The sequence below is a fragment of the Bacillus massiliigorillae genome (genome assembly GCF_000380245.2).
Classification (GTDB): domain Bacteria; phylum Bacillota; class Bacilli; order Bacillales; family DSM-1321; genus Bacillus_AD; species Bacillus_AD massiliigorillae.
Map to the genome: position 1 here is coordinate 141232 of NZ_HG428742.1, position 11859 is coordinate 153090.

Annotated in this window: 11 protein-coding genes; 4 read left to right on the forward strand and 7 right to left on the reverse strand. The window is 36.5% G+C overall.

Annotated elements, in window-relative coordinates; translation table 11 throughout:
• Nucleotides 1-6 precede the first annotated feature (6 nt).
• The 5 genes from uvrA to TX86_RS17010 all read right to left on the reverse strand — a co-directional run bounded on the left by uvrA (nucleotide 7) and on the right by TX86_RS17010 (nucleotide 7300).
• Complete coding sequence (gene uvrA, locus TX86_RS16990) at nucleotides 7-2874, reverse strand: excinuclease ABC subunit UvrA (RefSeq protein ID WP_042350757.1); 2868 nt, start codon at nucleotides 2872-2874, stop codon at nucleotides 7-9.
• 10 nt (nucleotides 2875-2884) lie between these two features.
• Nucleotides 2885-4861, reverse strand: a complete 1977-nt coding sequence (uvrB, locus tag TX86_RS16995) for an excinuclease ABC subunit UvrB (protein WP_439096857.1) — start codon at nucleotides 4859-4861, stop codon at nucleotides 2885-2887.
• A 186-nt stretch (nucleotides 4862-5047) separates the two neighbouring features.
• Nucleotides 5048-5284 carry a CsbA family protein gene (locus tag TX86_RS17000; protein ID WP_042350760.1) on the reverse strand — a complete coding sequence of 79 codons (237 nt, stop codon included), beginning with the start codon at nucleotides 5282-5284 and terminating at the stop codon, nucleotides 5048-5050.
• A 101-nt stretch (nucleotides 5285-5385) separates the two neighbouring features.
• Nucleotides 5386-6615, reverse strand: a complete 1230-nt coding sequence (locus TX86_RS17005; RefSeq protein ID WP_042350761.1) for a sensor histidine kinase — start codon at nucleotides 6613-6615, stop codon at nucleotides 5386-5388.
• A gap of 13 nt (nucleotides 6616-6628) precedes the next feature.
• Entirely contained in the window at nucleotides 6629-7300 is a 672-nt protein-coding gene (locus TX86_RS17010; RefSeq protein ID WP_042350763.1) for a response regulator transcription factor, read from the reverse strand.
• Between the two features lie 305 nt (nucleotides 7301-7605).
• Here TX86_RS17010 and TX86_RS17015 point away from each other — a divergent pair, with 305 nt between their 5' ends.
• The 3 genes from TX86_RS17015 to TX86_RS26370 all read left to right on the forward strand — a co-directional run bounded on the left by TX86_RS17015 (nucleotide 7606) and on the right by TX86_RS26370 (nucleotide 8436).
• On the forward strand, nucleotides 7606-7905 hold the full coding sequence (locus TX86_RS17015) for a hypothetical protein (protein ID WP_042350764.1): 300 nt from the start codon (nucleotides 7606-7608) through the stop codon (nucleotides 7903-7905).
• Nucleotides 7906-7990: 85 nt separating this feature from the next.
• Complete coding sequence (locus TX86_RS17020; protein ID WP_042350766.1) at nucleotides 7991-8224, forward strand: hypothetical protein; 234 nt, start codon at nucleotides 7991-7993, stop codon at nucleotides 8222-8224.
• 35 nt (nucleotides 8225-8259) lie between these two features.
• On the forward strand, nucleotides 8260-8436 hold the full coding sequence (locus TX86_RS26370) for a M13-type metalloendopeptidase (protein ID WP_081707734.1): 177 nt from the start codon (nucleotides 8260-8262) through the stop codon (nucleotides 8434-8436).
• 241 nt (nucleotides 8437-8677) lie between these two features.
• Here TX86_RS26370 and TX86_RS17025 read toward each other — a convergent pair whose 3' ends face one another.
• Both TX86_RS17025 and TX86_RS17030 read right to left on the reverse strand, forming a co-directional pair.
• Nucleotides 8678-9790: a cupin domain-containing protein gene (locus TX86_RS17025; protein WP_042350767.1), complete on the reverse strand. Its 1113-nt coding sequence runs from the start codon at nucleotides 9788-9790 to the stop codon at nucleotides 8678-8680.
• A 107-nt stretch (nucleotides 9791-9897) separates the two neighbouring features.
• Nucleotides 9898-10836 carry a fumarylacetoacetate hydrolase family protein gene (locus TX86_RS17030; protein WP_042350769.1) on the reverse strand — a complete coding sequence of 313 codons (939 nt, stop codon included), beginning with the start codon at nucleotides 10834-10836 and terminating at the stop codon, nucleotides 9898-9900.
• A gap of 233 nt (nucleotides 10837-11069) precedes the next feature.
• Between TX86_RS17030 and TX86_RS17035 the strand changes: the two genes are divergently transcribed.
• Entirely contained in the window at nucleotides 11070-11843 is a 774-nt protein-coding gene (locus TX86_RS17035; protein ID WP_230203671.1) for an IclR family transcriptional regulator, read from the forward strand.
• The last annotated feature ends 16 nt before the right edge of the window (nucleotides 11844-11859 follow it).

Genomic DNA, 11859 nt, shown 5'->3' on the forward strand with positions numbered 1-11859 from the left:
TATCTATTATACGTTCGCTTTCTCTTGGATAAGCTCCTTCATTCGTGCACGATCTCGTTCTAAAATTGGTTTTAAATATTTGGCCGTATGGGATTCCTTCACTTCGGTTATTTCCTCTGGTGCTCCAGTTGCAATAATCATTCCGCCTTTCGCTCCACCCTCAGGTCCTAAATCGATAATATAATCCGCAGCTTTAATGACATCTAAATTATGTTCAATAACAAGTACGGTGTCACCATTTTCAACTAATCGTTGGAGAACAACCAGTAGTCTTGATATATCATCCACATGTAATCCAGTTGTCGGTTCATCAAGAATATACAGTGAACGGCCCGTTGATCGACGATGTAGTTCAGCGGCAAGCTTCACGCGCTGCGCTTCTCCACCTGATAAAGTTGTCGCAGGCTGTCCTAATGTAATATAACCTAAACCAACATCTTGAAGCGTTTGTAGCTTGCGAGCAATCTTAGGAATGTTTTCAAAGAATACTACTGAATCTTCTACTGTCATTTCTAAAATATCAGCAATGTTTTTCCCTTTGTATTTCACTTCTAACGTTTCACGATTATAACGTTTACCATGGCATACTTCACACGGAACATATACATCTGGCAGGAAGTGCATTTCAATTTTAATAATTCCATCACCACGGCATGCTTCACAACGACCGCCTTTCACATTGAAACTAAAGCGTCCTTTCTTATAACCTCTTACCTTCGCTTCGTTCGTCGAAGCAAATACATCACGAATATCATCAAACACACTCGTATATGTAGCTGGGTTTGATCGTGGCGTTCGTCCAATCGGGGATTGATCAATATCAATTACTTTATCTAAATGCTCAATACCCAAGATTTCCTTATGTTGACCAGGTTTAATTTTCGCACGGTTTAATTTCTGTGCAAGTGATTTATGAAGAATTTCATTAATTAATGTACTCTTTCCTGAACCGGAAACACCCGTTACAGAAACAAACATCCCTAATGGAATTTTGACATTAACATTCTTTAAATTATTCTCTTTCGCACCTTTAATTTCAAGATAACGCCCATCACCTTGACGACGCTCAAGCGGTAACGGAATAAATTTCTTCCCTGATAGATATTGCCCTGTTAATGAGTTAGAATCATTCATCACCTCTTGCGGTGTACCTTGTGAAATGATCATACCTCCATGGACACCTGCTCCAGGTCCAACATCAATTAAATAATCGGCTGCAAGCATTGTATCTTCGTCATGCTCAACAACAATTAACGTATTCCCGATATCACGCATATTTTGTAACGTGCCAATTAAGCGATCATTATCTCGTTGATGCAATCCAATTGATGGCTCATCTAATATATAAAGTACACCTGTTAATCGCGAACCAATTTGCGTAGCCAAACGAATACGCTGTGCTTCTCCACCAGATAATGTCCCTGCAGCTCGATGCAACGTTAAATATTCCAATCCTACATTAGCAAGAAAACCTAATCGTTCCTTAATTTCTCGTAAAATTAACGTAGCAATCTTCAATTCTTTCTCCGTTAAATCTAAAGCATTGAAAACTTCCAATGCATCTTCAATGGATAGTGAAGTGATTTTCCCGATATGCTTGCCATTAATTAAGACAGCTAATGCCTCTTTCTTCAAACGATATCCTTTACAAGTAGGACATCTATGTTCCGCCATGTACTTCTCCATTTGTTCACGAACGTAATCGGAAGAAGTATCTTTAAAGCGACGCTCTACATTACGAATGACACCTTCAAATTCAATATTTCCTTCACGCACTTGCCCGAAATCATTTTCATAGCGGAAATAGATTTGATCCTTTCCTGAACCATACAGAATTTTATCCATTAAGTTCTCTGGGATATCTTTAACAGGTGTATCCATATCGACTCCATAATGAGTTGCAACTGCTTCAAGTAATTGTGGATAATATTGTGAGCTTACAGATTCCCATGGAGCTATTGCATTTTCTCGTAAGCTTAGGTTTTTATCAGGTATAACTAAATCAAGATCCACTTCTAGCTTAGAACCTAAACCATCACAGCTTGGGCAAGCTCCAAATGGACTATTGAAAGAAAACATACGTGGTTCAAGGTCTTCAACAGAGAAACCACATAATGGACAGGCATGGTGCTCACTGAATAACAATTCTTCCTCACCAATCACATCAATAATGACTTTACCTTCCCCTAGCTTCAAAGCACTTTCAAGTGAATCAGCCAGTCGAGCCTCCACACCTTCTTTAATTACAATACGGTCAATAATGACTTCAATATCATGCTTCTTATTCTTCTCTAGTTCAATTTCATCGCCAACATCATACATATCTCCATCGACACGCACACGCACATAGCCTTGTTTCTTAATATCGTCGAATACTTTCACATGCGTGCCCTTTCGACCAGAAACAACAGGAGCTAATACTTGTAATTTCGTACGCTCTGGATATTCCATAATGCGGTCTACCATTTGTTCAATTGTCTGAGAAGATATTTCGATATTATGATTTGGACACGTTGGTCGTCCAACACGTGCATACAAAAGTCGTAAATAATCATAAATTTCCGTTACTGTACCGACAGTTGATCGGGGATTACGACTTGTTGTTTTTTGATCGATGGAAATAGCCGGAGATAATCCTTCAATTGTGTCTACATCCGGCTTATCCATCTGCCCAAGAAATTGTCGTGCATAAGCAGACAATGATTCTACATATCGTCTTTGTCCTTCCGCGTAAATCGTATCAAATGCTAATGATGATTTACCTGAACCTGATAAGCCAGTTAAAACAACTAGCTTATCACGTGGGATGGTGACATCAATATTTTTTAAATTATGGACTCTTGCTCCTTTTATTTCGATTTTATCCATTACCATTTTTTATTCGTCACCCTTCCGATTTCAACTCTAAAATAAGATCTCGTAATTCAGCAGCACGCTCGAAGTTTAACGCCTTCGCTGCTTCTTTCATTTCTTTTTCCATCTCTACGATGACCTTTTCTCGTTCTTTTTTCGTTAATTTATCTAGTTTAACAGTAGCTTCATACTTGTCTTGGTCTTCTGCAACCTGTGTAGCTCGAATTGCTTCTCGTATATCTTTCTGAATCGTCGTCGGTACGATGCCATGCTTTTCATTATATGCTTCTTGAATCGCTCGACGTCGTTTTGTTTCCGTAATGGCAATATTCATGGAGTTTGTTATTTTATCTGCATACATAATAACGTGACCATGGGCATTTCGGGCCGCACGACCAATCGTTTGAATTAGTGATCGCTCAGAACGAAGGAAACCTTCCTTATCTGCATCTAAAATAGCTATCAATGATACTTCTGGTATATCTAAACCTTCTCGCAATAAGTTAATACCGACTAAAACATCATATTTACCAAGTCGTAAATCACGAATAATATCAATACGTTCTAATGTTTTCACTTCAGAATGCAAATATTGTACTTTAATTCCTATTTCCTTGAGATAGTCTGTTAAATCCTCAGACATTTTCTTCGTTAAGGTAGTGATAAGTACACGTTCATTTTTCTTAATACAATCTTGAATTTCACCAATTAAATCATCAATTTGGCCTTGAATTGGGCGAATTTCAATAGGTGGATCAAGCAAGCCAGTTGGACGAATGATTTGCTCAACCATTTCTGGACAATGTTCAAGCTCATATGGTCCAGGCGTAGCTGATACAAAGATTGCTTGGTGAACCTTCTCACTAAATTCAGCGAATTGTAACGGTCGATTATCCTTTGCTGAAGGTAAGCGGAAGCCATGGTCTACCAATACTTGCTTACGAGCTTGGTCTCCGTTAAACATCCCTCTTACTTGCGGCAACGTTACGTGAGACTCATCCACAACAAGTAAAAAATCCTCTGGAAAGTAATCTAATAGCGTATATGGTGTTGAGCCCGGTGGACGCAACGTTAAATGTCGCGAGTAATTTTCAATTCCTGAACAGAATCCCATTTCCCGCATCATTTCTAAATCATAACGTGTTCTTTGCTCTAAGCGCTGTGCTTCAAGTAATTTACCATTCTCTCTAAAAACAGCGAGCTGCTCTTCTAGTTCTTTTTCAATATTTTCAATCGCAACCTTCATCTTTTCTTCACGAGTTACGAAGTGAGATGCTGGAAAAATCGCTACATGTTCACGTTCAGCTAACACTTCACCTGTTAATGCATCAACTTCTCTAATTCTGTCAATCTCATCTCCAAAGAATTCAATACGAATACACTGTTCGTCTCTTGATGCAGGAAAGATTTCCACAACATCACCGCGGACACGGAATGTTCCACGTTTGAAATCAATATCATTTCGTTCATATTGAACATCAACAAGTCTTCGCAATAACGCATTTCGCTCAATTTCCATTCCCGTACGTAGCGATACTACTAACTCACTATATTCTTCTGGCGAACCTAAACCATAAATACATGACACACTAGCAATAATAATGACATCCTGTCTTTCAAAAAGAGAGGATGTAGCTGAATGTCGTAATTTATCAATCTCATCATTAATCGATGCATCTTTCTCAATAAATGTATCTGTTTGCGGTACATATGCTTCTGGTTGATAATAATCGTAATAACTTACAAAGTATTCAACTGCATTATTAGGAAAGAACTCCTTAAACTCACTATATAATTGACCCGCAAGTGTTTTATTATGAGCAATAACAAGCGTAGGCTTATTTATTTCCTTAATCACATTCGAAACTGTAAATGTTTTCCCCGTTCCTGTTGCACCTAGTAGCGTCTGATACCTTTTACCTGATTGAATACCTTCTACTAGTTTATGAATTGCCTGAGGCTGATCTCCTTGAGGAGAATATTTAGATACTAATTGAAACTCATTCATCAAGTTTGCCCCCTACTTCATATTACTTATTTTCATCTTGTACGAACTAACGAATATATAGACATTTTACCACAAACATTTCAATACTAACCACTCAAAACCGAACATTCATTCGATTAAGAGACTCATTTATTTTTTCAACTGTTCTGTTTCTAACAAAACTTTCATACAAAAACAAAAACACCCTTAATGGGTGCTTCGATGTGACTTAACCTTTATATATCTAATAGATAACCATAAACCGAATGTTAACGAACAGGCATCTATAATGATTAACAACCATGTGTGAGTATAGCCTGCATATGCAGATGCAGCTATAAGTGCAACTGTTAGAGTTAAACCTACGAAATGATTATAGGTGACCCTAGTAAAAACGTAGACCATAAGTGCTGGCAAAAACATTGCAGCTAATATCCAGCCCATCTTCTCCTCAGCTCCTTACTAAACTTCATACAAAAATAAGATGTGTTCACATTGTAGCATATTTATCCAAATTCTATCTATGAGATACTTCTATGATTTGCCTACTTCGGAAAAAAGGCTTTAAACATTGTCCCTTTGCCTTCTTCACTTACTACTCTTAGTCTTCCATTATGTTGCTCGACAATCCATTTAGCAATAGATAAACCTAGACCCGTACCAACTGATTTAGATCGGGTTTTTTCACCTTGATAAAAGCGATCAAAAACATAAGGTAAATCATTTTTATTAATACCCATACCATTATCACTAACAATAATTTCGAAACCATTCGAAAGCTTCTTACTCTGAACAATAATTTCTCCGTTTTCTTCCGTAAACTTTAACGAATTATCCAATAAAATAACTAGGAGCTGATGAATACGTTCCGAATCACCTTTCATAATGATTTCAGAATCGCTTTTCATAACGAGCTTTTTCCCTTGAAACTCCGCTATTTCAACATAATTGTCTACAACCTCACGTAACACATCTGTTAGTACGAAAGACTCTTTCTTTATGTCTACCCGCCTTGAATCCGCTCTAGCCAATAATAATAAATTGCTGACTAGCTTTGTTAACCTTCGACATTCTTTCGATATAACCGAAATATCTAATGCCTTATCTTCAATAGTGTCTGATGGTGAACGAAGTAATAAATCGGCTCGCGACTGAATAACTGCTAACGGAGTACGTAATTCATGAGATGCATCCGAAACAAATTGCTGCTGCTTGTTCCAAGCTTCTCGAATCGGTACAAGTGCTACACCTGCCAAATATAAGCCAGCTACAATGGATAAAAAACCACCAATAATTGTTCCCATCGTAAGTAACGTTCCAATCCGATGAAGCATCTCTTGTTCAGAATTTACATTTCGTAGTAACTGAACCGTTATATCGCCATATTTCGTCGTAAACTTAGATGATATGGATCGGAAATGATAGCCTTGAGCTTCTTTTTCTTCGATTTTATGCAATCGATCAGGTTTAAAGAGCTCTTTATTTGAGCTAAACAATGCCGATTCTTGATTTATTTCAATCATAGCACCTTTCTCATCCCAAAGAATCACATTAACACGTGGATCTTGAATGAAAGTCGGCTTCGAAAGTGATGCTTCCAATTGAATATAGCCATTCTTCTTATACTCATCTAACAGTGTCTCTAAATCATCGTCTAAATCGCTATATAATAAAACTTGCATGTAAGAATATACAGCAAATGCAATAGCGCCAATAATCAAAATTAAGATGATGGAATTTTGCATCGCTAGTCGAATACGAGTCTTTTGAAACATCACCATTCATCTCCTATTCTTTCGACAGCATATAACCAATACCTCGTACCGTTTTAATATCTTTATCATAACCAAATGGTTCTAGCTTCTTCCTTAATTGATGAGTGAACACTTCCACCACTCCAATAGTCGTATCCGAATCATATCCCCAAATACGATCGTAAATCTGTTCTCTCGTTAAAATGGACCCAACATTCCCAATAAAAAACTCCAATAAGTCATATTGCTTTAATGTAAGCTTAACGTTTGACCCATCAATTAATACATCATTTTCCTTACCATGAAGTTCAATTCCTTTATAACGAATCGTTTGTTCATTCGTAAATCGTCCACTTCTTCTCAATAACGCACGCAATCTTGCTTCTAACTCAGGTGCTTGAAACGGCTTCACTAAATAATCATCGCCACCTAAATCTAGGCCTTTCACACGATCTTCAAGGGAATCACGAGCTGTTAAAAACATTACTGGCGTTTCAATATTTTCTTCTCGTAATTTTTTTAAAATTTGAAAACCATCCAATCCAGGCAACATGACATCAAGAATAATAGCGTCATAAATATTTTGCTGCGCAAGAAAATAGCCTTCTTCTCCATTTGAAGCAATATCTACCGTAAAATTTTTTTCTAATATTGATTTTATAGATTGCAGCAGAGATACATGGTCTTCTACTACTAATACTCTCATAATTTCTATCTCCCACCTTTTTGGATTCACTTAAATTATAGCTCATACTAATACTTCACTAAAAATATTATTAGAAAAACACGACTTATCGCCACTTTATACTTTATTCCTTAAATGAAGTTAATCTTTCTTAAAGTATAAAAAATGATTATGACAAAACTATTAATAATCGAAAATTCCCGCTTTCAAACACTCAAAGAAATACATTAAATCCAAAGTCGCAACGTTACACCTCAATATATTCGTGGTATTAAGATAATGAGAAGAATATACATAGTATTAAACTGGATAGAGGTGTAAAGCTTATGTCTGTAAAAAAACACACATGGAAAAGTCATATATTTATAGGTCTATCTGTATTTGTTACTATTTGCATGTTTCTTGTATATATGGTTCCTAGTGTTACAGCTAATTTATCAAGCACTTCTCTTTTGACTGCATTTGGCTTTACAATGTTTTCTCCATTTCTATGTATTTTCATGGCAATCATCACATTCATCTCTAAAGATGAAAAAAAGCTATTACCAACAATCGCTTTAGTATTTACAATAATAAATACTCTATTTGTTCTGTTTATACTCTTGATAGGTTTTAATTTTGTTTAAAAATGATGATTAAAAGCATGCAAAAGTTGTATACTCTAAAACAGATGAGAGTCATTAGTTACACATATATTTGGAGGTTTATTACATGAATCAAGGACAAGAAAAGTTTTTTACATTTATTCTTGAGAGAGTTCAAGAAGACAAACAAGAAGAAGCCAAAGCATTACTAGCAGAGAGCTTTCAAAAACAGCAAGATCGTACCTTTAACATGGATTATTTGAATAGCTTCATCCCAAAAATGATGAGCATATTAAAGCCTGAATGTGTTGAAGAAGTAAAAGCCATTATGGAACAATTCGCAAGCAATCTAAAAAAATAACCATAAACGAAGCGCAAAGAGGCGTCCGAAAAGTAATGAAAAATCACTTTTGGACAGCCTCTTCTTTTTTAATAATCCCCACTCATCATAGCTCAAACAACGTCCGAGTAAATCATGTGCTCGTTCATTTTGATGAATTCTATCAAACTTATAAAATAAAAAAGGATGATGGCATGTATGTCGCACCTAAAGATAGAATTTCTATTTGGTAAAAACCTTATAACTCAAAGAGAATCTCCGATGGCTAAGATTTGCGAAGAAAGGAATGCTTTGATTTATTAAAGAGCATTTGAAGTTTCGGTTTAATCAAGTGGATGTAAACAAATACGAGGCATCTTACAAAACGTAAATAGGCGTCCGAAAAGTAATGAAAAATCGCTTTTCGGACGCCTGACAGGTGAGGGATGAAAAAAACTCACCTAAATAAAACTTCGCTTTTATCACTGTTAAAACTTATGCTAAAAATGGTTTAAATTCAGATGTCACTTTTTGTTGTCCATTATTCTTGTCGTATACTTCACGTCTTTCAATATCAAATTTCTCCATAATAGGAAGATCATTAACTGTAAAGAAATACGTATCTTTCTCAGCAACATGCTCTACCCAAGCCCAGTTTGGTACAGCTAGGAAATCGCCTTCTGACCAATCAAAACGAACACCGTTGATAATACTATAACCTGCACCCTTATATACTTGATGGATGGATGCACTTGTATGGCGCTGTGCTTTCGTACGGAATCCTTTAGGGAATTTTTGAATCCAAGCTGCTATCGTTGGGTTCGCTGTTTTACCAGTAGAAGGATTAATAAACTCCACTGCATATCCTTCAAATGGATCTGGATCGAACTTACTTAAAGATTCAATTGCTTTATTTGTATGCTCCCATTTATATGAACCAAGTGGCGCGATAGATGGATTGCGATCCTGAACAGGGCGTAGCATACCAGCTGCATAACGTTGAGCTCCATAATTATCTGGAACTTTTGGTTGTTCAATTCGTTCAGGATAGTTTTCAAAGAACGTACCACCTAAAGCATAGATAGTTGGAATATCAAGTACATCTGTCCAAATCATTGGTTTTGTACCTTCGTGCCCATGACCATGCCATAAATCCTTCGGTGTAATTAAGAAATCTCCTTCTTCCATGAAAAGTCTCTCACCTTGCACAATACTGTAAGCGCCTTCACCCTTTGTTATAAAACGCAAAGCATTTTGAGAATGACGATGAGAAGGTGCCACCTCACCAGGTTGAAGTAATTGAACAGCTGCATATAATGTTTGTGTTGTTGAAGCCCATCCCCATGGTAAGCGATAATCCAATCCTGGATTTTGCAAATAAATTGCACGTCTTTCTCCACCACGTTCAGGTGTAAAAATTTGCGCGGCTTCCATTAATTTTTTCTCAAGTAATTCCCATTTCCAAAGATATGCTTGTGCATGTGGCTCTGGTTGCTTATGCATCAAAGCTGGAATTGCTTCCCACAGTGGTCCCAAATTATATTGACGTATATCAGCTGTAAAGTCTTGAACAATTTTACTCTTCATAAACTCTGTCTTTTCTGCCATCATATATTCCCCACTTTCAAATAATAAATAGATATGGGCAGCCTAACTGCCCATATTTAAGACTGATAACTTATATAAGTAATAGATTGTTAAAATGCTATCGAAATTTACTCTTTAACTGCGCTTACTTTATTCTCTAAAGTACCTACTTTATCAATAGAAACCGTTACTACGTCACCATCTTTTAAGAATGTTTGTGGCTCACGTGCAACTCCTACTCCACCAGGTGTTCCTGTGATAACAATGTCACCAGGCTCTAAAGTAGCAATACTAGATAAGAATTCTACTAAATGCTGTACTGTAAATACTTGATTTGCAGTGTTCGTACGTTGGCGTTCTTCACCATTTACATGTAGTACCATTTCTAAACCAGATGGATCAGTTAGTTCATCAGATGTAACCATCCAAGGTCCCATCGGTAAGCTTCCATCTACTGTTTTACCTTGTAACCATTGCAATGTACGACGTTGAAAATCACGATATGTTACATCATTAGCTACTGAATAACCCGCTACATAATCTAATGCATCCGCTTGCGAAACGTTCTTCGCACGTTTTCCAATAACAAAAGCAAATTCCGCTTCATAATCTAATTGTTCTGAAATTGGATAAAAAGGAATATCATCTTGTGGTCCTATCACAGTGTTTCCAAACTTAGCAAATACAACTGGATATTTTGGAATTTCACGTTTCATTTCAAGAATATGCTCGCGGTAATTATGCCCCACAGCAAAAATCTTACCTGGCTTTGGTACAGGTGCGCCAACCTTTACATCACTTACAGCATGAACTAATTTATGATCACCCACTTGCTTGTTTGTTAAAGCATAATCAATGGCAGCCTTTGCAAGTTCCATACTTTCCTTACCGCCTTGTAAAAACGCTGTCATTTCTTCCGGAACAAATGCATCTGCAATTTGTTGAGCACGAATCTTTCCGTCTTGTTCTAACGAAGTTCGGTAAGCTAAATGTAGATCAACGACCTCTTCCTCAACGATTGCTCCAATTCTAGTTACACCTTCACGACTAAATGTAATAAGTTTCATATATGATTAACCCCTTTTTTATTTTTAGTAAACTTCGTTCTCTATTTGTAAAATTTAATTTATTTTTTTACTTTTGTCAATATTTTGTCTAAATATTTTAAAAATTTATATTAAAAATATTTTTCTAAACAAAAGAATACATTTATCATATGATAGAAGAATAAACAGTTCGTGTTTCATAAATTAATAGTGTCTGTTATACTTAACAAACAATTCCGTAAATAGGAGATCATATGATGGAAACTACAAAAAGTCTTTCTATGATTGGGTCACTCCAAGTAGGAATGAACATTGTAGAGATTGTTGCTAACGCAGAAAAACCTCTAAAGTTCACCGAGATTCAGGAGTTATCCCAAATCACCAAAAGCAATCTCTATAAATACTTAAATACACTGACACATCTTGGATTACTGTATCGAGATAAGCGTGACGGTACATACACGCTAGGAAGTAAAATGATTGAATACGGCATGTCTGCTATTGGTCAACAAGATATCATTTCTAGAGTGACACCTTATCTCCAAGAAGCATCTCAACATACGTCATTAACAGCTTTGCTTGCTGTTTGGACACATACAGGTCCCGTTATCGCAAGCATTTGGAGTTCGACAGCAGGGTTAAATATTGGTGGACAGATTGGATCACATCTCCCCATATTATCATCGGTAGGGAAAATCTCTTCAGCTTTTCATATTCCGTCTATCATCGAAGAGTGGAAGAAAAACGAACTAAACGCTTTACCAAAGGAAAAGCGTGAAGCATTCCAAACAGAAGAAGAAAACATTCGCAAAACTGGCATTGCCTTTGCAACCGAACCTCTAGTTCCATTCGTTTCGTCTGCTTCCGCTCCTTTGTATAATTACAATAATCAATTGATAGGTGTCTTTGCATTAGTAGGATTCTCCCAAATTGTTCCTCAAAAGATAGAGGATGATTACGCACAATATCTACTAAAAGTGACACAAGAAATCTCTGAATCCTTCGGAGCGAGCGTAATAAACAGTTAATAAAAAATCTCCAAAT